Source organism: Bdellovibrionales bacterium (genome assembly GCA_016714165.1).
GTDB lineage: Bacteria > Bdellovibrionota > Bdellovibrionia > Bdellovibrionales > UBA1609 > JADJVA01.
The window spans coordinates 18,383-41,393 of record JADJNU010000010.1 but is presented as its reverse complement, the minus strand read 5'-3'; the positions used below and the strand labels follow the sequence as shown (position 1 = coordinate 41,393).

At 43.7% G+C, this 23,011-nt stretch carries 18 protein-coding genes; 7 read left to right on the top strand and 11 right to left on the bottom strand.

The features are described 5' to 3' along the window. Position 1: 1 nt before the first annotated feature. From IPJ71_18960 to IPJ71_18950, 3 genes are all read left to right on the top strand, one after another. On the top strand, positions 2–1,189 hold the full coding sequence (locus IPJ71_18960) for a hypothetical protein (GenBank protein ID MBK7845721.1): 1,188 nt from the start codon (positions 2–4) through the stop codon (positions 1,187–1,189). Between the two features lie 222 nt (positions 1,190–1,411). Next, positions 1,412–2,116: an SOS response-associated peptidase gene (locus IPJ71_18955; protein ID MBK7845720.1), complete on the top strand. Its 705-nt coding sequence runs from the start codon at positions 1,412–1,414 to the stop codon at positions 2,114–2,116. A 95-nt stretch (positions 2,117–2,211) separates the two neighbouring features. Continuing rightward, positions 2,212–2,757, top strand: coding sequence for a hypothetical protein (locus IPJ71_18950; protein ID MBK7845719.1), 546 nt, complete (start codon positions 2,212–2,214; stop codon positions 2,755–2,757). A 59-nt stretch (positions 2,758–2,816) separates the two neighbouring features. Here the strand turns inward: IPJ71_18950 and IPJ71_18945 are convergent, their stop codons facing one another. The 5 genes from IPJ71_18945 to IPJ71_18925 form a co-directional block, all read right to left on the bottom strand. Next, positions 2,817–5,147: a hypothetical protein gene (locus tag IPJ71_18945; GenBank protein ID MBK7845718.1), complete on the bottom strand. Its 2,331-nt coding sequence runs from the start codon at positions 5,145–5,147 to the stop codon at positions 2,817–2,819. Positions 5,148–5,172: 25 nt separating this feature from the next. Continuing rightward, complete coding sequence (locus tag IPJ71_18940; GenBank protein MBK7845717.1) at positions 5,173–6,096, bottom strand: hypothetical protein; 924 nt, start codon at positions 6,094–6,096, stop codon at positions 5,173–5,175. A 103-nt stretch (positions 6,097–6,199) separates the two neighbouring features. Then, the gene (locus tag IPJ71_18935) at positions 6,200–7,087 is read right to left on the bottom strand and encodes a hypothetical protein (GenBank protein MBK7845716.1); all 888 of its coding nucleotides are present in this window, start codon (positions 7,085–7,087) and stop codon (positions 6,200–6,202) included. Positions 7,088–7,695: 608 nt separating this feature from the next. Further along, positions 7,696–8,550 carry a hypothetical protein gene (locus tag IPJ71_18930; protein MBK7845715.1) on the bottom strand — a complete coding sequence of 285 codons (855 nt, stop codon included), beginning with the start codon at positions 8,548–8,550 and terminating at the stop codon, positions 7,696–7,698. A gap of 132 nt (positions 8,551–8,682) precedes the next feature. After that, the gene (locus tag IPJ71_18925) at positions 8,683–10,188 is read right to left on the bottom strand and encodes a hypothetical protein (GenBank protein ID MBK7845714.1); all 1,506 of its coding nucleotides are present in this window, start codon (positions 10,186–10,188) and stop codon (positions 8,683–8,685) included. 248 nt (positions 10,189–10,436) lie between these two features. On the opposite strand from IPJ71_18925, the gene IPJ71_18920 reads away from it, so the two are divergent. From IPJ71_18920 to IPJ71_18905, 4 genes are all read left to right on the top strand, one after another. Next, on the top strand, positions 10,437–11,126 hold the full coding sequence (locus tag IPJ71_18920) for a hypothetical protein (protein MBK7845713.1): 690 nt from the start codon (positions 10,437–10,439) through the stop codon (positions 11,124–11,126). Between the two features lie 61 nt (positions 11,127–11,187). Continuing rightward, positions 11,188–12,372, top strand: a complete 1,185-nt coding sequence (locus IPJ71_18915) for a hypothetical protein (GenBank protein ID MBK7845712.1) — start codon at positions 11,188–11,190, stop codon at positions 12,370–12,372. A gap of 69 nt (positions 12,373–12,441) precedes the next feature. Further along, entirely contained in the window at positions 12,442–12,972 is a 531-nt protein-coding gene (locus IPJ71_18910) for a DUF1003 domain-containing protein (protein MBK7845711.1), read from the top strand. A gap of 1,056 nt (positions 12,973–14,028) precedes the next feature. Further along, complete coding sequence (locus IPJ71_18905) at positions 14,029–15,981, top strand: hypothetical protein (protein MBK7845710.1); 1,953 nt, start codon at positions 14,029–14,031, stop codon at positions 15,979–15,981. A 44-nt stretch (positions 15,982–16,025) separates the two neighbouring features. Here the strand turns inward: IPJ71_18905 and IPJ71_18900 are convergent, their stop codons facing one another. The 6 genes from IPJ71_18900 to mgtE form a co-directional block, all read right to left on the bottom strand. Then, positions 16,026–17,399 (bottom strand): twitch domain-containing radical SAM protein, encoded by a 1,374-nt coding sequence (locus IPJ71_18900; protein ID MBK7845709.1) that lies wholly within the window; start codon positions 17,397–17,399, stop codon positions 16,026–16,028. Positions 17,400–17,479: 80 nt separating this feature from the next. Then, the gene (locus tag IPJ71_18895) at positions 17,480–17,983 is read right to left on the bottom strand and encodes a glycosyltransferase family 2 protein (protein ID MBK7845708.1); all 504 of its coding nucleotides are present in this window, start codon (positions 17,981–17,983) and stop codon (positions 17,480–17,482) included. Further along, the gene (locus tag IPJ71_18890; GenBank protein ID MBK7845707.1) at positions 17,952–18,197 is read right to left on the bottom strand and encodes a glycosyltransferase; all 246 of its coding nucleotides are present in this window, start codon (positions 18,195–18,197) and stop codon (positions 17,952–17,954) included. The genes IPJ71_18895 and IPJ71_18890 overlap by 32 nt, the downstream gene beginning before the upstream one ends. 1 nt (position 18,198) lies before the next feature. After that, complete coding sequence (locus IPJ71_18885) at positions 18,199–19,302, bottom strand: glycosyltransferase family 4 protein (GenBank protein ID MBK7845706.1); 1,104 nt, start codon at positions 19,300–19,302, stop codon at positions 18,199–18,201. Positions 19,303–19,448: 146 nt separating this feature from the next. Then, on the bottom strand, positions 19,449–21,341 hold the full coding sequence (locus tag IPJ71_18880) for a hypothetical protein (protein ID MBK7845705.1): 1,893 nt from the start codon (positions 21,339–21,341) through the stop codon (positions 19,449–19,451). Between the two features lie 132 nt (positions 21,342–21,473). Continuing rightward, positions 21,474–22,802, bottom strand: a complete 1,329-nt coding sequence (mgtE, locus tag IPJ71_18875) for a magnesium transporter (GenBank protein ID MBK7845704.1) — start codon at positions 22,800–22,802, stop codon at positions 21,474–21,476. Between the last annotated feature and the right edge of the window lie 209 nt (positions 22,803–23,011).

The following is a 23,011-nucleotide window of genomic DNA, read 5'->3' as shown; positions in this document are numbered from 1 at the left end:
AATGATGAATATATTCTCAGTCCTGAAACCGTCTTCGCCAAAACGAATGGTAGCCATTGCGGGGCTTTTACTCATTGTTGCAGCGGTCAAGCCCCCCTTCTTGGTTCGCCAAGAAAGAATCAATGGATCTTTGGCACAGTTAAGAGCCAACGGTGTACTCATATTAAAAGAGAATAGTATCTTTTACGATGACGGATACATTTTAGTCATTACCTTTGAAATGGGATGTTCTCTCATCAAAATGGACGGCAGAACAGTATCCAAAATACCAGGCTCATATTGCAATCTTCTAAAAGACGGTAGGGCGATTTCATTTCTAACCCATGAGGAAGTCGGAATTTCCAAATTTACCCCATTTCGAAAGGACTGGATAGTCCCCGCAGTGGTGACCCACGATGTCTCAGTGTCACCATTCGAAAAATCAATTTTGTATCTCAGTTTAGACTCCAGAAAAAAGGGGAAACAATATGAACGAATCGATATCGCTGTTGAAATGGACGAAGATGGAAAAGAAATTTTTCGCTGGAGAGACATTGATTACTTGAGCGAAATAGAGGCTCTGATCAATCACCCGTTGAATGGCCCACACAAATACAAAAAAGGAGATGGGAATACAAGCCACGAATCGATCGGATTCACTCATTTTAATAGGATTGAATCCATACCAAAAAACTCCCTCATGGAGTACCGCTCTGAATTTAGAGAGGGAAATATTCTTCTGTCAGATGCGATGAGTGGGTTACTCTTAATTGTAGATCGGATAACTCGAATGCCCGTTAAAGCTTACCGTGTAAGAAGTGGCCATGGAGTTCATTCCGCTCGTTGGCTTGAAAACAACAATATTCTGATCTTTGTGAATGCCGATCAGATACCAGTTTACCAAGTACTTTCATACGCCATTGAAATTGACCCTCTCTCCGGCGACGTTGTTTGGAATTTTACGGAAAATCCAATTGGTAAAATGTTTTGTAAACACTATGGTTCTGTCCAGAGATTAAAAAATGGAAACACCCTCATCTCCTACGGTTGCACCAAAAGCGCAATCATAGAAGTCGATTCATGGGGGGATGTCGTGTGGAAGTGGAAGGTCCCAATTGGAGTTTCCAATACTGACGAGGCTATTCAGATTTACCGTGCCGAATGGTTACCAAAGGAGTTAGTAAATCAGTGGCTCGAGAAAACGAATTAAGCCTTAGAAATCATTTAGTACCAAGTCATTTGCGGAAGATAACATCATATGCAAGATTTTTTTCCGAAATCACGAGACCTCAGCAGCCCGAGGTGCCAATCAACTTCCATTTGTGCTTCATTTGAAATTCTATGCTGCGTCAATGCGAAAGAATTTTAGGAATATGCCATTTTATAAATTAATCTATGCCTCTGGATATGGAAAATCCATTATGCTTCTAAAATGTGCGGTCGAGCCTATCATACTTATTCTGAAGAGGAGCTCTTTTTTCGTTATTTAAATGAGAAGGCCAAGCATGACCCTATGAGTAGCTTACTTCCTAACTACAATCTTTCACCAACTCAAAAATCACCTATCGTTTTTCGAGAACAAGGCGAGTTACGAATTGCAATCTTTCGATGGGGCCTTGTCCCTTTTTGGGCAAAGGATGTTAAGGCGGCCGATAAGTATAGCCTTATAAATGCCAAGGCAGAAGAAATTGACGAGAAGCGTAGCTTTAAAGAGGCCTTCCTACATCGTCGATGCGTTGTTCCATTCTCTGGGTTCTTTGAGTGGCAACGCACCGACGGCGGGCCGAAGCGACCTTACGCAATATCCTTAATAAAGGAACCCATCATGAGTGTAGCTGGTGTGTGGGAGTTTTGGAAATCCAAGGACACTCATGAAATGGTTTTTTCTTTTTCGGTTATCACCACGTCAGCGAATTCACTTGTATCTAAGATACACAATCGCATGCCGGCTATACTTTCCCGATCGGAGGAGCAAGAATGGCTTGATCCGCACAACCGTAATATCTTGGAGTTGAAGAATCTCCTTAAACCATGCCCATCTGATTGGCTGGAAGCAAGAGAGGTATCAAATCTCGTCAATAATCCTCGAAATAATCGACCAGAGCTCTTGTTAGCATTGTCAAAAGAGACATCATAATAATAACGGAGTGAGGAGTTTAAAGTGTCTCCGGTTGACAGGGTCTTTGCACCGGGTTCAAATCTTCTACAAGAAATTTCTTAAACGGAGGGTACATGAAACAATTTTTTATTTCTTTTTTAGCTCTATTTATGGCGATTGAGTCTCAGGCACTACTGCCGCCAAGCCTCTCAGTTCTCTCTTCCGACCACGTGGTTCGAGAAGGAACATCAAATATAGAACATCTCAGTAATCTTTCCCACTATTTGATCTCGAAGGACTTTACCGTAAGCTGGGCTAATCCTCAAAGGATTGATTTAGGGGTCGTCCTCAAGGTGAGGACTCTGCAACTTATAGATGCAGATGGAACTGTGAAATTCGAAGACGTGTGGGTTCCCTACGAAGTTCCGTTTAGTCACTTATCTAGGCTCAACGACAAATATGTTCTTTTGCTTCCCGTCAGCCTAGAAATTTCATATCGAAATGAAAATCTTTGCGGCGAAGAAGTCGAAGGGGCTGGTTATATTCGTGTGAACCTTCCGCATGGGTCCGATAAAAATGCTGTCGAGATCAAATACTATGGGGTGAAAGTTCAGGATCTTGAGACCTACGGATCGCATTCTATTGAATCAGTTCCTGTGATATCTTACTGTTTCGAGTAAGTTGCAAAACAAGTTTCTCTTTCCTAAGAAAACTGAGGGGCGGCACGAAGAAATACTTTTTAGCTCCTTTTCGCCGCCCTAAGTTTCTTTTCCCTTTCCAATATTCCCGAAAGATCGAGGTCTTCAATAAAAGTATTTATGTCTTGGGAATCCAATCCCCAAAGGTGAGCGCGCTCCACAATATTTAATAATACCCGAGCCACGCGCAGTTCATTATTGTTCATCAGATCCACAAGTTGTGTGGAAATTGTACCTTCCCTTTCAGAACGCAAAGATCGAAGATCTCTTTTTTTATGGATCGCAACTAATGCTATAAGAACGCGATACTCACCTCTCTCCAATGAATCAAAAATTGGCCTGCTAGAAGCCAAATTTTTCCCGCGCATCAGCAAGGCGAGATTCGAAGCGAGAGCAACCTCTTGAATTGTGGACTTTTCTAAAGCTCTTAACCTATTATCTATAGATCTATCTACTCCATCGACCGATCCCAATAGTTCTATCGCTAACCTTTGTGGATTAAGGACATCACCGCTACCAATTATCTCCGCCTGAAACAGTGAGTGGAGAACCCTATTCGCTTCATTCATCACAGCCACTTTTTTGGCTAACCTCAGCAGCTCTTCTCTATCAATCTCTTCATGAGATTTTTTTTGACGATACAACAAATCAAGAAATCTCTTGATGGAAATTGGCGTATCCATAAGACCCCTGAGGAGAACCAAATTTGATGGGTCCTTGAGGCTTTTGTTCTTAAGGTTCACTCCTTCAGAAAAATAAAAGAAATACCCAAACACAAGTCTCTGGTAAGAAGCCGGCCACTGTTGCATTTTCTCCAAAAATTCTCCCGTAAAAAAAGGATTCAATCTATCTAACTGCTCCCACCACAAAATATCCATCTGGCTAAGAATATTCAACGCCCAGTCCTCGGGAAAATCTATTTTAGGGTTTTTGGAAATATGATCATTCAAAAACTCAAGCATTCTGAATCGCACTGAGACTCGAAAATCATCGTCGTCACGAAGGGTCCTCAATAATTGAGACCATTTCACATTGGCTATCTCAGGATACCTGATCAATAAATTTTCAACTTGTTTCTCCATGAGGGACTGATTTTCTAGAGAAGTAGAGTATCCATAAAGCTCCAATAAACATTTCACAAGCTCTGCGGCTCCCAAGCGCTCCAGCCTTGTGAGTACTCTCTCGCGCAAATCAAAAGAGACAAGATCTATCACTCCAGCCACGACCGAGGAAAATTTTTCAGACCCACCGACACCTGCTAATGCGTTCCCAGGAATCCGTGAGTTTAATATAAGCTTGGCCACTCGAACCTCTGATAGAGTTCTGTTAGAGACTGCCTGCGGTTTTCGAACTAGAACTGCAAATTCAGCCCACTTCGCTGACTTGGCCTTCCTGACTTTTGGATGCCAATTTGGAAAAAAGTTTGCTTTTGTGTCTACTTTTACTTCGAAGGCCCTATCTGCAGACTGAACGATACTATCGGCTCCAAGAGACTCTAGAACATCTGTTATCACTTCCCTCTCAGAGTCTGTTGTTAGAAGGCCTTTGGACAATTCAACTCCAAAAGCCCTCACATCTTCGACGCCAATATACCATCCATCTGGCGAAAGCCTTTCCAGTATTCTATTTGTTAGACCCCTTGTTTTGTCCCTCGGATTCATATTAATTAGCCCATTTCCTATGAACCCTACCCAAGGCCCTCGAAAGGAATCATCGTCAAAGAGGTCATTAAGCAGAGGTCTACGGTTTGGATCAAAGGGATGAATCCAAACTCTTTTGGTTTGGCCTAGAGACTCACTGGAAAAATCAAACACGACTTTCAAAATCAATGGGTTTGACGCATGAAAACCAAATAACCTCTCCCAAGAGCCATTTCTTTCAACTTCAATAGATGTCGCCATTGTCTCAAGTCTCATCTTGATTGACTGAACCAGCCGTTGATCCATGTCCTGGCCTGAGTCAACAGCAAGTAACAAGTGGTAGTTCTCTGCTCCCGGAAAATCGAGCATCAGTCGGAAAACATCAGCTCCAGAATCAAAATAGAAGGCATGAGAGTCAGGCACAGAAACGGGCACGATCATGTCGTGCTCGTTTCCACCAAAAAACGAACCTATGCGATCAGGGAATTCGGCTTGATAAGCCTTCTCTCTCGCCCGAAAAATATGGTTCCGAAAAATCTGCAAATCTGATTCCCGCTCACTGTGAAGCTTCTCATTGGTCGGTCCTCGCTGACGGACGAAATCTAAACAGGCCGAACGAACGCTTTCGCCACCAGCGAAGGCTTTTCCGTCGATACCAAGAATCGACAGAAAAAACTTGCCAAAAAAACCAAAAACCAGGATCAATAAAATTGCCGCATATCTTGTTTTCATTAATTTTTCCCATCTCATTTTAGCCCTAATCGGAATTGATTAAAAATTTTCCAGTTTTCTCAAATCTTCTTAAGGGTGGATAAGAATTATCAATTTCCAAAAGTCGAAGTTCTGGAACTGAAATTTGCATATCACGTTTGATAAATTTCAGTTGCAGAGCGGCCTCGCCACGACCGAGTTCCTTGATTGAATACATCACATCAACACCCACCATATCTTTAAAAATCTCAAGAAAAGATCGATCTCTCCATCGCCTTGTCACTTTCTTTCTTGAAAACAACGGAAAGGCGGATGTCCGTTCGAACGACTCGTCACTCAAAAATGTATTAGTTGTCATCGTAATATAGGCTTCACCTTTTACTTTCAACCATTTGACAGCATTAAAGAAGACCAGATCAGGTCGGTCTGAGTAGCTTCCGGCGGCAAATACATCCGAGAACAAATCTATTGATCCTTGTGGTATTTCATCAACCTGCTCGGTCTTAATGCCCACAATTGGAAAAAAACGCTCAGGCGAAAGTAGCTTTATCAGAGCCTCAAAATGAGCTGTTATTTTTGACAACCTCGGTGAAATAGTGACGATTCGAGCAGCGTCATCTGCCTTTAGTTTTATATAATCAAGAATTGAAGTCATTGCACCAGGACCAGAATCAACCCAGATGCCATTTCTCTTCAAATTAAATAGGGAACTCAGGAACCCCTGATAGAGAAACCCTGAATAGCTTTGGCCTTTAAGAGAGTCCACCTCCAATAGGCCACGTGACTGAGTGTAGGTGTTAGGGTCGGTAGCCTTGTTGTCAACAACAGGAAAGGTCTCTGGAAAATGAAAAAAATGTGGTTGTCCAATAATCTCCATTTCTTGCAAGCATCTTTTGAGAGCCAGAACCTCTTGGCACCAAAAAAGGCCAACCGAAGTGAGTACCACTACGACTTTGTTAACAAATTTCATTGCTAATCCCCAGGAATTTCTAATGAACTTGGCTAGCTCAAAGCCAGAGGGCACACAATATGTAAACAAGAGCTTGAAATCATTACATGTAGCAGCAATTCATTTAGCGGGTATACAACACCGAAAGATCAGACAAGATTGGCAAATCTAAGGCTCGGTAAGTATCGGCCAGTGACCTATAAACCCGTTTTTTCCCCTTCAAATCTGTCTGTTCAACGAGAGACTGATGCAGCAAAAAGCTGCTCAAGAGCCGCAGGACATAGTCACCGTATTTCACGGAAGCCGAACCTGCGCCCAATATGCGAGTCTCAACCTGTGAAAGCTTTTCCTTTGGAGACCCCTTCAGCGCCTGCCAAAATCCCATGTCCTTTTTCCAAAGGCCTATCAATTGCGTTTCCTCGATTGAGGAATTCTTGCGATTCTTGGCATATGAGTCAATGGCCCTCAAGGCTCTCTCATTATCCTGTAAAGAACGAATCGATACCAGAAGGTGCATCCGCAAGTAAAAGAGGGCCAGGTCACCTGATTGATTGAGGCGTTTGCCGTCACCAATCACAGATTCCAGAATGAACAGTGCCGAATTGAACTGGCGAAGTGCAATACTGACTTCGAATTTGCTCAGAGGATCCAGAGGAATTCCCACAACTTCGTCATTTGTTTTGCTGTCATAAGGTCCCACTTGATACGCTGTATGACAAGCAACGCATTTATGAATAGCCATTCGAACTTGCTGTTGAGCCAGTTCATATTTTTTGGCCGAAAAAGATTCCAAAGCTTTGCTCAGGGTTTGTGGAATTTCCCTATTGAATTCATCTATCAGAGGATCTGATCCTAGAAGATTCCTTCCATCGCCTGTCGGAAGCTCATGGATGTTCTCTTTAAGGCCCTGGATATAGGATGTTATCCTTTTCTTGTTCTTTGGGTCTCGAAACTCCAGTTTAGAATATAAATACGGAAACCCATCAATCAGGACCCTTGCGGTTTCCCTCATTTTTTGACTCCATGAGACTCTGCCATCCTCAGCCAGGATAAGACAAGTGATCCCCATCGCCAAAAAGCAAGCAATCAATTTAATTCGTACCAGTATCACTCAAAAATTGTAAACGAATGGGACCGCTTAAGCCAAGAAAGAAAGAAAGAAAGAAGTAGCCCAATGAAAATCACCAGGACTTCTATTCCGTCTATTTTGTCGTTACAAATTCCACGCCAGACATTTGAAAATAGGGGCCAGCCGAATTAGCAGGGTCCATTACCCTAAATGTTCGTGGGCTCAATATCGTTCGATGTTTGTTCGTCCCAACCCTGATCCGGCTCAGCATATTCATTTGAGTAAATTGGGGTAATCCAAGCTCACCAATTCCGGAAAATCCTCTCACATTGAGCTGGTTTGACACACAATCACCCATTTTTCTCAATGTGAAGCCTTGCCAGTTTGAAATGCTGACCCTTGCTTCAAAATGTTTAAACAATTCAGTGGCTATTGGCGCAGCCAAACAGGACCAAGGCAAGGACCTTCATAGGAACATCAGTTTTTTGAAGCCAGCCGAGTCCAGTCCGCTTTAAAGGAAGGAGGGGCGGACCCTCCCCTTCCAACTGTATTTAAAAAATTACTTTTGCAGAGACAGAATCAGTCTGCGTTTCTGCTCCGCACACCTGACCAGAAAATGTCGACTGCAAAGATATGATGCCTTTCCTTTGGGCCCTCTGGACCTCTCCTGTTGCCGTTACCGCCTCAGCACCTACTCGCAATTCACAATTGACTGTTTCGGTATCTGACAATGTGATCTTTAACCGTCCACTAACTTCGCCACCGCCTTTACTTGACAAACCAAATACTGCTTTCTTCACAGTAAAAACTCCGGTAGAAGTGGCCTGGACTGGGATTTTCAACTGTCCATTCACTACGTATATAGAATGAGATGTATCAGAGAATCGACACTGCGTAAAATCCTGTGTGAGTTCAAAAGTCTGAGTCTCCATCGGAGTGGTTGTAGCCTCTGCAAAGGCGGCGAGTCCATTTGTGTTTATGTTTTTCGCTTTAAAAGTGGACGACACCTTTCCACCCAAATCACAATCACGCTCCATTTTAAATGTGTCCCTAGGTTTATTGGGATCATCACCATTGCTGCCGCCCCAGCCACCGGAGCCCTGAGCTGCCTGGAACGAATTCTCAGCGGCGGCTCCGCCCCAACCTTCGTTTTCTCCTTGAAAGGCTAGCTGTCTCATTTCCCGGGAAGCCATAAGACCGTCAATTTGACTGAGCTGTAGATCCGCTAACAACTGGGTCACTGCTGACAAAGCGATATCTGTTTGGCTCATATTCCCCTTGTCTGAAGATATGTTTGATGGGAAACTCTCCAACTTTGACTTTGACGCCTGAAATTCTGAACAGCCAATGCTGACCGTCATCAGGCCTGCCGTTACCACAACTGTTTTTATCGTTCGAACAAACATTTTACTCTCCTTCGTCAACTGTCGCTTGAATCTTCAAGCATGCAATTGCTCAATTAATAATTATAATCTTCCAATAAACTACTGAGCAAACGCACCTGTTTTCAGTTCAGATAGATAAGAGCGACCCGTTGATCAATTCCCCCTTTTCTTCAGTGAGGCCAAGTAGGTAATGAGCCGCTGTTTTTCTGTATCTATTAAATTCAAAAAAAGTTTGGGAGGCATCTTTTCCAGATCATCGTTCGACATTCTGATACGCTCAATTGCCCGATCAATTGTTGCTATAGAGTTTAATCCAAGTAGCTCCGCATTAAATTTTGCTCTACTAATAGACGAATCAACTTTTGAGTTATGACAGGGCAGGCAAGCTCTCTCCAAAAGCTGTTTATCATCTAAGTTTTGCGCAGCTAATAGGCCCCGCTCACGCAAATCAATCTCAGAATCCTTGTTGACTTTACTCAGAAAGGGAACGCTAGCCAGAGTGGCCTGGCCTGAGACTGCTGCTCGATATTTTTTTGTGAAGCTATTGAGACGATCGGGATCGCTTTGTTTGCACTTGGAATAGGGCATTGAAACTCCTCCAAAGGAATCCAAACCCAGGAATAAATTTCTTCGTTCATATTCCTCAAACCAAGTGGGGCTTAGGACGTCGGGATTTTCAGTATTTTCTGATTCAATTTGAAATGAATTGTAAAAGTCGTTTCCGTGAGTTCTCCCTTTAAATCCATTGTTATTAACGAAAAATTCCAAATTTTCCGCCTTCATTCGAGGAAAGCGCTGTAGCGGTATTCCCGCATAGAACCCTTCACCACTATGGGCAGCCTCAAATTCTTCCGTCAAAGATTTACCACAATCAGTGTCGGAGCTCATCCAGTGAGTCCACGGTAGACTTGCTTCTGCCATTCTCAATTTCTTTTCTGTCCCGTGACCTCCAGGCTGATGACAATTTGTACAATCAAATGCCGTGTTCGCAAGAGAAACATCCTCATAGAAAGAGAGATTCACCCATCCTGCTTCGGACGATTCGACAAAGTATTCCCCTGGTTGACAGCCACCTGGCTTCTTTTCACAAGGAATATCATAGTCGAGTAGATAGAATGCTAATTCCTTGCTTTGTGGATCTTTGGCAATGATTTCAACCAAGGTTAACTCCCCTCTCTGGTATCCGATAGCCAATGCCTCAGCATCTTGTTGAAATCGAGTAAAACCAATACATCGCGGATTGAGAACACTCACATCATTTCGCACCAATGAAACTGAGTTCGTGGTACAAGAAAAGTTGGTATCATTAATTGAAATCCCTAAGATTGAGTAAAGGTCTCTAAGGCCTTTGATCTGCGGACGATTAGGTTGACAGAAGGCCTTTCGAAACTTGTCAGATCCTGATTTTGCGCAAATCACATCAAGTGACTGTTGATTCTTCGGAAGTTTATCAAGGGCATTTTCAAGCTTCAACCCACTCGATGGCATTAAAGAATTCCCTGATTCGCCAGGATTAACTGAGGAAGAGCTTTTCAGGTCGGGACTGCAAGCCACCGTAGAAAACAAAAGCACTACCAGAGATATCTGGAAAATTGAGTTTAACGAGCCAAATTTTGGCTTTAATGGCGTTCTAACAATTAGAAAGTCAATCAAGAACATTTACCATTCTCCCAATGATCTCCGCTTCAATTGCAACGGATATGCCGATCGGAATCCGTCTAAATGAGGCTAAATTTGACCCTATTTGATAAAATCCAACGACTGGCTAAAAACTCAACAATTTTTTGGATAACCCAAGCCATTGCACCCCCTTGATGGGAGCGAACTTTAGGGTTGAGCCCTGATGTCCGATAAGCCTTGATGTGGCGATTGCCTTTGTCGAATCGGCATCGCTTATTGGAGTCGGAGTGAAACACTTAGGCGGAACATTAAAATTGATAGCACTCTTTCTTTTGGTCATCTTGGGTTTTTCATCTTTGTACCAAAGCTGCTCACCAGTTCACAATGAAAAGAGTTCCAGCCAAACCAGTCAATCCTCGCTCGCCATATACAAGCAAACTCTTTATCCTTTAGTCTCCAGCAATTGTGCCGCCTGCCATGGAGCACAACAAAGTCCCCTCTTTGCCGTCAGCGATCCTGGGTCGTCACACAGCCTGCTTCTGAATTCCCAATTGGTGAATCTTACTTCCCCTGATCAATCGAAATTGGTCAAAAAAATTTCTGGTGGGCATTCGGGAATCCCCGTCAATCTTTCCAACGATCTTAGATCCGCTATTACCGAGTGGAGTCGACAATTGGGTAGCATAGATGATCAAAGTGATCCATCCGTAAAGGCCACTTTTTCGTATATTCACGAAAACATTCTGGCTCCAAAATGCCTCTCTTGCCATCAGCCCGGTGGGAGAAGAGCTCAAACTGATTATTCAAATTATGGCACCACAATCAGTACCGGAAAGATCACCGCCGGAGATGCCCAAGCAAGTCAGCTTTACACACAGTGTTTCTCTCAGGCTATGCCTCTGAATGGCACCGTATTGAATACAAGCCAACTCGACGCACTAAGAGACTGGATCAATGCTGGGGCTCTCGAAAACTAGCCTGGTCCTTGCCAACATTTTCCCTTTCATAAATTCTAATTGCTTTGCTAGGATCGAGAAAATGGTGCGTTCAATTTTCCTTTCTGCATTGATCCTGGTCATGACTCTAGGAGTCTCTGAAGGAGTTGCTCGAATAGTCTCCAAATACTTAGGAATCCCGCAGACTGTTTTTCAAACAAGAACTTACAGATTCGACAGTCAATTGGAAATCCTCCAATGGGCCCAGGACATGAAACCTCATCCTTTGTTTGGATTTATGCGTGAAAAGAACTTGTCTCTCATTGGAGATGCAAGAGAACATCATCCTGCTAATGAGTTTAGAATTCTTCTATTGGGCGGCTCAGTCGCAGAAATATTTGGCGATTGGACACATTTTGAGGAAATATTAAAGCAAAGAATTTCAGGCTTGAGAAATCTGGACGTTAGACTCCTAAACCTAGCAACCGGGGGATATAAGCAGCCGCAGCAATTCTTTATACTGAGCTACCTTATTGACCAAGTAGATCTTGTCATTAATATTGATGGGTTCAATGAGCTGATGAGCCATGACGACGATTTTTATTCTCCACTTGAATATCCCATTTTTTGGAACCGTTACTTTTCTGAAAATTCATTTAATTATGGCCTATTTACTGCTCAAGCCTCAGTTCGATATTTATACCAGTTCATCAATTTTTTGCCCCAGCGCTTCGAGTATCTATCAAGTAGTCGGGCCTTTTATTTTTTCTGGTCGAACTTAAGGACTATTCTTGTTAATAGTTTTAGTCGCCTCGAGAGATTGAATCGAGATAAGCTCAATGAGGGGCGGAAGCTAATGAGACCTCCAGATGATGTGGAATCCATCGGAAGAAAGAACCTTGCTGTCTGGAAGAAGTATCAATCCCTATCGGCAATGGTCGCAAAAAGCAGAAACCTCCCCTACATCTCATTTGTCCAACCTAACCAATACCTAGAGGGATCCAAATCACTTTCATACAGGGAAATTGAAAATTTCATCAATCCGGCATGGGCGGCCTTTCTCAATCCACGAATGAAAATGTTGAGCGATACGGCTGATGAATTGGCCAAATCTGGACTGCCTGTTAGGAATCTCATGTGGATATTCAAAAACGAACAACAGGATCTCTACATTGACAGTTGTTGTCATTTTAATGACTTGGGAAACAAGATTATGGAAAACGCCATATTAGACGAAATCCAAAAGGTCTGCTCTGCAAATAGGAATTGCTTTAGAAATCATAAATGAGACTGGAAATTTCTTAAATAGTACAAACAATAAGCAGGGCAATAGCCGTATTCAAACATAGAGGAACTCATGGACCTAAGAGATATGATTGAGCAGGAAAGCCTCCACTTGCACCGATTAGCCGATTTGGTTACCGATGCAATCAAGGAAGAACAGTTGCTTTCATCGAGACTTCTTGAAATTGAACATGACTCAGAATTGAGCTTTGGACAGATGCTGGCTGACAAAGTGGCCGATTTTGGTGGCAGCTGGATATTCATAATTATTTTTTTTATCGCTATATCAGGATGGATCCTTCTTAACATTGTCTTTTTGAAAAGTCAGCCTTTTGATCCATATCCATTTATCCTCCTTAACTTAATTCTCTCGTGTCTTGCGGCCATCCAGGCGCCCGTCATCATGATGAGCCAAAATCGACAGGAAGAAAAGGATCGGAGACGAGCTCGGAGTGACTATATGATTAATTTAAAAGCCGAAATGGAAGTTAGAAATCTACACCGTAAATTGGATCTTCTCATCTCAGAACAAATGAGCTCCTTATTTAAGATTCAACAGGCGCAAATGGAAGTCCTTCTTAAACTTGAAAAATCAATAAAATAAATCCGTCTTCATTTGAATCAAATGCCTGAGCAGAAAAATCTGAATCTTCTGTCGTAACTGCTACTGACAAATCTTAGAATGTCCAACAGCCTTTGAATTATCAGCGACAGGAACAATGACATCTAGGGCCGAAGAGGCCGACCTTTAAACCTTGTAGCGGGCGATTCGATCCTCCTCTTCAGAGAGAGGCCGATCAGCTTCTCTCGAACCACAAGCGATTTCTTCCAGCCCAGCAAGTTCGACAAAAATTTCACTAAAATCATTTCACTCCCTCCATTTTTTCATTCCCTTTTCATGAAAGATCACAAATATTACTGACACTATGGCAAAACCGATGATCTGGGTATTCTCGATGAGTTTTCTATTTAGTTGCTTAAGCAGTTGGCTGTCCCCCAAGTTTCTTTCTTGGTATGCCAGTCCGCCGGTCCCAATTGGCGTTAGCTGCGACGGAGCTATCACATGGGTCATGAACAAACTCATCTTGGCTCAGAGCATTAGCACTCTCGTGGGCGGCATCGTCGGATTGACAATTTACCTTTGGATTCGCAGTAGACCCAAAAAAGCCCAAGCAGTTACTCCGCATCAAGTATCAAATTTGAACGATCCATCAAAGTCGAGCTTTTAGACAGGAGTTAAAAGTTGTCCATACCAAAGCGAAACGGATCGCTTTGATGCTTTGCAAGAGTATGCCAACTTATTGAAACTACAAAGATTTTTTGACTTGTAGTAAACTGATAATACGAGCTTTATCGGAATGGGCATTGCATTAATCACGTGGAAGTGGGGGTGGTCACGTGAGGAATATTTCAAAGAGAAATTTCAACTATATTTGGATTTGGAAAAAAGCTTGCCGTTGCCGCATTTCTAGGCCTTCTTCCGTTTCTGTTTCAGAACTGTGGTGACGTTAATTTTCAAAGCCTTCCTTTAAGCTACAATCCCGTTAATGCAAACCTTGGTAACATCACCCCTAAAGGGGCTCTCACTATCAATAAGAGCGCGGAATTTACGAACAGCCAACAGGTACTTCTTGAGATCATGGCACAGGGAGCAACCACTATGGCTCTGGAAAATGGGCACTGCCCAGATCCAGACAAAGCCTCGTGGCAGGATTTCACCCCAGAAGTTAGTTGGTCACTGGCCGATAACGATGGCAACAGCCAAGTTCATCTCATTCTCAAGGGAGACACTGGAATCATTTCCTTATGTATCAGTGCCAGTATTGTATTGGATCGAGAAGTTCCGGTCGTTCAGGTTTCAAGCGGCCCCAGAAACCTGGAAAATACGGCTATGGCCAGCTTCCTATTTCACACGACTGATGAAGTCAGCGGGATTGACAAAATCTATTGCCAGAATCCTGGCTCGTCCGAATTCGCTGAGTGCAATACCCTAACAGAAATCCAAAATTTGGCCGAAGGTTCGCATGGATTATCCTTCTACGTGACTGATAAAGCCGGAAACAGATCCGCCTTGGCTCTTTATTCTTGGACTATTGATCTCACGCCACCAACAGTACAAATAGTTGCTCCTCTCCTGGCTTCACCATTGACGGTAAAAGCAGGTGCCGTCTCTTTTCAAGGAGATGATAGGGGTGGCGCAGGCATTCTGGGCTTCTACTGCTCACTTGACAATGTTGAAATCTCGAATTGCTCATCTCCGGCGCTTCTACAAAACCTAGGTGACGGCAACCACACTTTCAGAGTGAAAGCGATCGACAAGGTCGGCTGGGAATCATCGGTCTCCGAATATCAATTTATGGTCGACACACAGCCTTCAAGCATTTTCGCCGTACTGGGTATCACTGGAGGAATTGACACAAAAATTGATAATTATCTCTCAGAGATCGCTTCACCAATCATAACTTGGACCAAATCCGAAGGTGCTCAATCCTATCAAGCAACCGTTTTTACCAACGATTTGTCTCATACGATTTGTGGGCCTCTCGCTGTCGTCGGAGAAGCTTCGCTAGTAGCAGCGCTTCCAAATTGCGCGCTGGCTGACGGGAGTAAATACGTCGCTCGCGTTTCGGCATATCGAAATGGTCTTGAACAAAAGGCTCCCGATTTTCCATTTACTGTTGATGCCTCAGCACCTGTTATTAACATTGTCAGTTCGGCCAAATCAGATGAGCTCAAGAAAATAAATGTTCAATTTCGGGTTTCAGACATCGGATCTGGATTGCAGAATGCCACTTGTTACAAAGCATTTCAGACGACAGATCTGGCCTCTACCGACTGCACCAATCTCACTAGTATCGAGTACGTCGATCTAGTTCCAGGCACTTACCAATTTTACATAAAGGCCATTGACAAGCTTGGCCATGAGTCTCAATCAGAAACAGTAAGCTTAAATATAGCATGCCCTCCGGGGCAAAGCATCGTGGACGGAATCTGTCGAAATACGGCGTTTACCGAATGCCGAGAATTTGTGGAGCTTGACACCACAGCAAATCAAATTGTCATTCCCTCCTTAGCAGAAACTGGTAAGTGCTATTACAAAATGATCATCAGTGCCGTCAATCATCATTCGTCTGGATCTGCCGGTGAGCCTCGTGCCATGGATGTTCTGTCTCGTGACCACAATTCAAGCTCGGCCACACCTTCTCATCCATTTGTCCTGGGCGAGAGTCAGCTGAATTTTTTGGTCAATGGACCTCGAATTGTTTCCCTATCGAGCACGGCTTCTGCAGATGGATCTATGTCTAAACTAAAAATAGACAACTTCTTTCTCGTTGAACTCACCTCGCAAGGCTTGAATCCACAACGACTCGCCCGCGGAACGACGGACTCACAACCCTGGACCAATAACAGCAGAACGACGGTTGGACCGATACTGGTAAACAACCAGCCAGTTAATGATTTCCAATCTTACGCAAGTGGGGGAACAGCTCTCGTCCCTTACATTGACGTATCTGGAAATTTTCAATCTGGAGTGCCAACGACCGTACGTGTGCGCCAGCTCGATTGCGGAGGATCTGCAGAGGCCTCCAATGTATTTCTGATTATTCGTTAGTTCTGAAAAATAGCCTCTCACCAAAAATGGAGAGGACAGCTACATCAGAAGCATGAAGAAGGGGCGGAAGAATTCTGTTCCCTCTGAGAGGGCTGTTTTGTCCGCAATAACTCGAATTCAGGCAGCAAGGAAAACAGGTTTTCCTTGCGAAATTTATCCTTTGATAACGCTGCACGCAGAAATTCTGGCAACAAATCTTGTCGATCCTCCATCTCCATAAAATGAATGGCCTCATCCACTGAGTTCAAATAGTAAAGAAATTTCCTCATCGTTGGCCGATCTTGCATCAGTCTTTCAGCTTTTGATTTTGCCTCCAGCAAATTATTTTTAGCCAAGGATTTGAGGTGCGGAGGAAGTATCTGAGTTCGATAGTGAAAGGGGTGATAAAGATTGAACAACTGAGGAATTGGCATCACGCGCTCGAAATTGTCCCCCAAATATTTAAATAGGTGATGCACCTGCGTGATGTTATAGGTCTGAGCGGTACATGCTACCATAATATGGCCCATTCGATATTTATCATAATTTTCTTCCAAGTCGCTCAGATTTCTGCTGATTGTTTCCCAATTTGATGGATGTCTGATGTAATCATTTAACCTACCGAACGCATCGATGCTGGCATAGACACGCACTCGATGAAATTTTGGCCAGAGTTCTTTGACTTCGTCCGGTATCGTCGTCACGTTTGTGTTATAAGAAACCGAAATGCTGCGCGAGTATCCTTCGCTGACACACATCTTCATTGCCTCAAGCATCTGTCGAACGACCATTGGTTCGCCGCCCGCAAAATGAAGATGCCGCAAAGAAGGTATTTGTCTTTTAAAGTGCACCCAAACTTCTGGATTTTCATAATATTTGAAGCGGCGAAAAGATTCCAATTCCTCATCAGATTTACCAAACCAATTCTGATCAACTTTTGACCAGTCCTTAATCCACTTAGAGGAAGAACGAGGATTGCACATGCGACAGGCCAGGTTACACGTGTTACCCAAGCGAAAATCAACAGATCTAATTTTGACTTTGGTCTTTCCATCGGGCTGGGTATCATTGATCATTCGGGTGATAAACTTCGAATTTGAAAAGTTCTCAATTTGACGACGACTAATACCCCCTCCATTCTCTGTTTGCTTGCATCTCTCACAAAATGTGGGCCATTCTCCTTTCATGAGCTGAACACGAAGGTTTCTCATGAATTCAGTATTCATAAGAATCTCGTCATCCTGAATCCTGTTTACATTGATCTTGAGATTATTCTCGTCCCTATTGTTGTTGTCGTACTCCTCACTCACGCAACAAACCTGCACTTCGCCGCCGATATTTGTAAAACGATGAACCCAAGGCAAAACGCAAAACGTTGGAGAGACCCGATCTCCGGCTTTAGGATCAAAACTGTTTCCAGAGTCTTCCGCTTCCCCCACTCTCACTCCCATTTGTGATAAAAGATATGGCTACACTCAAGAGCCTCTTTCTCTCTTCATCTGAAATGCCTTTATGTACTTCAGAAAACATAAAACGAAGAAATTCCAGCAATACAAAATCCATGAAATCCATCTAAGAAACCAAATCTAAGAAAGTAACATTTCAAAAAATGAAACATTGGACGAGTCGCAGCTTTAAAAAGAAAGAAACTTCCATTGGCTTCGACTAACCTTTCAGCTGCGAGAGATGTATAGCGATTTACTGTCAGAATGTGCTGTTCAAGCGAAGGGATTGAATAATGAAACAGTAGCCCCTTGAGCTTGTTTATTTGAAGGGGTTCGGAAAAAACGAGATGCTCGTGAACAAAAGATTTGTTCCATTGACCCAATTTTCGAGGGAAAAGCCTCATTTGGTAATCAGGAAACCACGAAGAATGGTGAATCCAAGTTCCGCAATAATTTGTCAACCTATTCAAGGAAAAAACACCCGATAGATTTGGCTTTAAATGGAGGATTTCCTGACGCAATTCGGATGACAATTCTTCATCAGCATCAAGGGATAAAATATAATCTGACTGAGCCAAACTGTTTCCGAAGTTCTTTGTCTCTCCATATCCCCGCCATTCCGTCTGAACAAATTGAATATCGGGAAAAGGCGCGACAAATTTGTGGTGTACCGTCCACACTGAATGAATCAACAACAATAATTTCCTCTACGAGGCCCTGCAAAGAATCAAGGCAACGAAAGATATTTTTCTCTTCATTCTTTGTAATGATCACTGCTGAAATTGTGGCCATATTAAACTCGACTACCAAGGAGATTCAAATAAATTGAGTGAGTCTCAAGAGCCATTTTTCGACAATCGAAATTCTCTACCACATAGCTTCGTCCAGAACTGATGGACTGTCTACGAGAATTTGCCCTCATGATATTTCGAGCGAGGGCCTGAGCATCACCTTTGGGAGAAAGCAATCCTAGGTCGCTGTCCCGAATTATTTCGGGTATCCCCCCGACTGAAGTGGCCACAACAAAACAGCCGGCCAGTAAGCCCTCTAGGAGAAGACTACCGAGTCCCTCATTGTTTGAGGGCATAACTAACAAATCAAGACCAGACAGAAATTCAGGAACATAATCAATAAAACCAAGAAACGTCACCCGATCATCGACCCCCAATTCTTGTGCCATTTCCTCAAGCTGATTCCTTAAAGCGCCGTCCCCAGCGATGACACAATGAAAAAGAAGGCCCTCTTCTTTCAAGTGTTTCACGGCCCTCAATAAGGTGTCTGTCCCTTTTTGATGGGTCAAGGCCGAAGCATTTCCTATGAGAAAGATGTCAGACTCAGATTCCATTTTAAGAGCGTTCAAAAGACTTTGGCGTGCTTTTTTCTTCTCAATTTTTTCATAGGGAGATGGGTCAACACCATCACGGATGACATGAATTTTTTCTTCCCTCACTCCGTAATCAACTAGGATGTTTCGAATGCATTCGGAAACAGCTATGTATTCGTCCACCAATTGGTTTCTGTATTTGCGACCAGAGAAGAAATTCCTTTTGATTCTATTGTCCACCCGTCTATGGACTACCAGCTTCAACTGGGGAGCAAACCTCCTGACCCATATTGCCAACGAATGACCGCCTGAAGAATGAGCATCAATAAGATCAATCTTGTTGTTCCTGCAAAACATAACCAGATGAAGAATAGAGTTAAGGTTAAGTGGATTTTTTGATGGAAGTGCCATAGCACGATGCGCTAATAATTTCAGACGCTCGTACCCTGGCGTTCCTGCCGGATAGGCGACATAGTTCTCAACTCCGACTGAATTGAGGCCCCGAATCAAAAGTCGAATTTGATTCTCTCCCCCACGCCATGAACTTTCGTTACCAATATGAAGAACTCTCACGAGCCGACTCGTCCTTTAGTTAATAAAGGAAATATCCAAAGACCTCATTTTACCCCTCTTAAGCCACTCCCTCTTCTCTAACAAAAGGACTGATTGTTCAAGATCACTTTGGGGAGATATTTCAAAAATATCCTGATTTCTTCAGCTCAGGGAGAACTTGGTTGGTTTAATTGGAGACTCCATCTACTTCCAAACTGCCAACTACGAAAAGCGAGGTTTGCAAGCGAATAACTGTTGGGGTCGACAAAACTGTCGGGGTACGGGCCGACTATTTCCTTTTTTCCTATTAATTTAGGAAGAATGTGAGGAACCATGGCCTCACCGACCAAGTAAATAGGCAATGACTGGAACTGGTCCCCCCCATTGACCGGTACTTCGACCTGAGCGGCGACTGGAATTGCCTCTCCGTGGTTTTCACTTTCAGACTCCGAAGAAATCCATCCCATCACTGGAACAAGTCTTGCGCCGTGTGAAATAGTTCTGAGGACATCCGGAGTTCGATCTTGAGACCCTGCCGAAACAAAAACATTGTCGAAATCTCCAGTTGATCCGTCAGAGAACTTAACACTGTATCCGCCAATTAACTGCTGACTGACCCTCTCTACGTTGGGATAAATCGGCTGTAACTTGTCTATCTCAATTGCGCCCGCCAACCTCGAGTAACGTGAGTAAATTATATGCTCGCCCCTAACCATCAAGAAACCAGGAGAACAGCGAAGCTCATCTAGAAATTCGCCCTCGTTTTCAAATACTTGCCCAGCCCAAACGATGGAACCTTTGTACTGAGTCAAATTCGCCAAGCCCGCACTTTCTGGTTTTCTCGGATCAAGACCCAAAATATATTCAATCAAATCTCGGCTTTCATTTCCATGGCCTATGATCAATGTTCTTTCTCTTCGAATCCTATCAAGAAAGGATCTCCCCTCTTGTTGAGCTGCTAGATAAACATCAGAGTCGGTTCCGAAGGACAACGGAATCTGTCCAGTTCTAAAATCTGTTGATTGACGATCGAAAAGTCTAAGGCTTTTCACATCCTGAATTGGGATTATGGAAACTCTCAATCCCGTCTCCAAAACAATAGACCGAGCCTGAATTGTAAGACCTTGGCCTGTCACCACCTGAGCCGTCTGGGAATTAAAATCCCATGAAATAGAAGTGACCGTTGTATGATCCAAAAGTGGCACGCCCGATTCAGCCAGGGTGAGTAGCGATTGCTCATATTGCCGCTGATTATCAAAAAAGAGCAATCCCCCATCAGATCCCGATAGTTTCCCGTTATCAGAATGGTAGTCACTCCTAAACACTTCATGCCACGGCTTAAGTTCAGGTAATTTAGGACCTCGCGACTCGTACACTCCTGACGATCTGAAGCCCGAACGAGGGAGCACGTCAGATCTAGCTGCTTTTTCACTTAAACCGAGTAAATCAGCGGTTCTGAAAGATGACCCTGGAAATGGAAACGGATCATTGCCAATCTCAATCTTTCCTAAGGAACTTCTCCGCCAAATAACTGGAGTCTGTGAAGCAGATGGCGAAAGCCTCAATGCCGGTGCCACCCCATCCGGACTTGCCACCAAGACTTTGGGAAATTCTGGCTTTATATGAATTGAATACGGTCCGCCAGTGGTTCCGGGCACATGTTTCCTTACTGCTCGCAAAGCGTCAACTGCCCCTCCGACAAAATTTAATGCTTGAGAGCCGGCACCTACAACCAAAGCGTCAACTCCTCCAAAACTCGCAATGCCCCCCTTAGCAATTTCATCTGCAATGGCCTCAGCCCGCAATTTTGTGTTGGCCTCGGCAACACCCACCGCTTGCAGATAGACCGACCTCAGATCTTCACCAGAGGCTAAGATTGCTTTTCTTTTTTCATAAACCGTTGTAATTTCTCTAGCTTCAGCTTCACTCCAGATGGAATCCAATGCTTTCAACTTGGGAGAGTGCACCAATCTCTTTTGACAGCGAGAGCCTGCACCAGCTGCGCTGAAGACTGGAAAGCATGCAATAAGGATTGCCAAATGCTTAATAACACAAACCATTTTTAAGTCTCCTCGCCCCATTTGCAGACATTGTCCTAAATCCTAGATATTTACGCTTATGATCCGAGGGTACTCCCTCTGCAAGACACGTGCTCGGAACTATCGATCCATTCATTTTCCAACGCAGCCACGTCAAAGAAGTGTGTTGCTTAAGATGAGACTCGCAAGGGTAAAGTAGATCACGAGACCCGTCACATCCACGAGGGTCGCTACAAAGGGGGCCGAAGCACTGGCAGGATCAAAACCCAACCTCTTTAAAAGAAAAGGAAGCATAGATCCCGCCGTTGTGCCCCAGAGCACCACACCTACCAGACTTGAAGAAACTGCAAATGCAACAAGCAGATAATGTTCTCCATAAATGGGGCTCCAATGCTGCCAAAGGGTGATCCTCAAAAGCCCGATCACTCCCAAGATTGCCCCCAAAGTCAATCCTGAAGCAATCTCTCGTATCAACACCCTCCACCAATCCCTCAGCCGAATTTCTCTCAATGCCAATGCTCGGATAATAAGAGTCGAAGCCTGAGATCCAGAATTTCCTCCTGAACTGATAATCAAGGGAATAAATAAGGCCAAAATAACCGCTTTTTGAATTTGATCTTCGTAATACCCCATTGCAGTGGCCGTGAACATCTCTCCGATAAAGAGGATGGTTAACCACCCCGCCCTCTTTTTAATCATACTCAAAAAATTCACCTTGAAATAGGGAGCATCCAGAGCCTCCATACCTCCAAGTTTTTGAATATCTTCGGTCGCCTCAATCTGAACAACCGTCGCATTGTCATCGTATGTGACAATGCCCTTCATTCGCTGATTCCTATCGACAACGGGAATAGCCACAAAGTTAGTCTGGGTGAACACTCGAGACACTTCCTCTCGATCCATCTCTTCGGATACAGTGACCAATTCTGATGTCATGATATCTTTAATGAGCTTCTCACGCGGAGCCATCAAGAGATCACGAAAGGACACTATCCCTTTCAGCCTCTGTTCGGAATCCAAAACATAGGCGTAATAGATGATTTCCACGGGCGTGCGAGCCTGAGCGCGAAGATACTGAGTTGCTTCGTCAATCGTCATATCGGGTCGAAGTCGAATATACTGAGGATTCATTAATCCCCCAGCATTGTCTTCTTCGTAGGCAAGAAGTCCCATGACTTCCCTCCGAGTATGACTATCTAATACGTTGAGAGCTTCGGCCTGCTGATCTTTTGAGAATTTTTGAATTAAATCAGCCGCATCGTCTAGAGCTAAAAGCCGAAGCCAGGAACGTTTCTCAAGCAAAGACTGCTTTTCTATTAATTCCAACTGATCGTCAACGGAGAGGTTTAAAAATAGCTCCTCAGCATCAGGACGCGAAAGTTTTGAAAAGATCTCTTTCCGCAATTCAGAATCAAATTCTGCCCACTGCTCGCGAAGACCATTAATATTACCGAAATCCAATTCACCAGGGTTCAACTCCATAATGCCCTCCGTTGCTTGGCCAGCAAAAACCACCCCAAAAGTGCTCCCACCGGATCGAAATCAGATTTTATCGGAAAGTTATACGAAACAAACGATACTCGCATCACATCCGCCTCGAAGCTCAAAGCGAAGATGCGGATGAGTCACGACTGGACCTAACCCCAAACTTGGCTATGAGATTTCACTTCAGTTTTTCCGTCGGGGTCGTC

Bases quoted from the DNA above. Each gene is read 5' to 3' on its own strand.
- IPJ71_18880 (MBK7845705.1), bottom strand. From the start codon at position 21,341: ATGGTTTGTGTTATTAAGCATTTGGCAATCCTTATTGCATGCTTTCCA.
- IPJ71_18945 (MBK7845718.1), bottom strand. From the start codon at position 5,147: ATGAAAACAAGATATGCGGCAATTTTATTGATCCTGGTTTTTGGTTTT.
- IPJ71_18890 (MBK7845707.1), bottom strand. From the start codon at position 18,197: ATGGCCACAATTTCAGCAGTGATCATTACAAAGAATGAAGAGAAAAAT.
- IPJ71_18960 (MBK7845721.1), top strand. From the start codon at position 2: ATGATGAATATATTCTCAGTCCTGAAACCGTCTTCGCCAAAACGAATG.
- IPJ71_18930 (MBK7845715.1), bottom strand. From the start codon at position 8,550: ATGTTTGTTCGAACGATAAAAACAGTTGTGGTAACGGCAGGCCTGATG.
- IPJ71_18915 (MBK7845712.1), top strand. From the start codon at position 11,188: ATGGTGCGTTCAATTTTCCTTTCTGCATTGATCCTGGTCATGACTCTA.
- IPJ71_18955 (MBK7845720.1), top strand. From the start codon at position 1,412: ATGTGCGGTCGAGCCTATCATACTTATTCTGAAGAGGAGCTCTTTTTT.
- mgtE (MBK7845704.1), bottom strand. From the start codon at position 22,802: ATGGAGTTGAACCCTGGTGAATTGGATTTCGGTAATATTAATGGTCTT.
- IPJ71_18940 (MBK7845717.1), bottom strand. From the start codon at position 6,096: ATGAAATTTGTTAACAAAGTCGTAGTGGTACTCACTTCGGTTGGCCTT.
- IPJ71_18950 (MBK7845719.1), top strand. From the start codon at position 2,212: ATGAAACAATTTTTTATTTCTTTTTTAGCTCTATTTATGGCGATTGAG.
- IPJ71_18925 (MBK7845714.1), bottom strand. From the start codon at position 10,188: ATGTTCTTGATTGACTTTCTAATTGTTAGAACGCCATTAAAGCCAAAA.
- IPJ71_18905 (MBK7845710.1), top strand. From the start codon at position 14,029: ATGGCTCTGGAAAATGGGCACTGCCCAGATCCAGACAAAGCCTCGTGG.
- IPJ71_18910 (MBK7845711.1), top strand. From the start codon at position 12,442: ATGGACCTAAGAGATATGATTGAGCAGGAAAGCCTCCACTTGCACCGA.
- IPJ71_18935 (MBK7845716.1), bottom strand. From the start codon at position 7,087: ATGAGGGAAACCGCAAGGGTCCTGATTGATGGGTTTCCGTATTTATAT.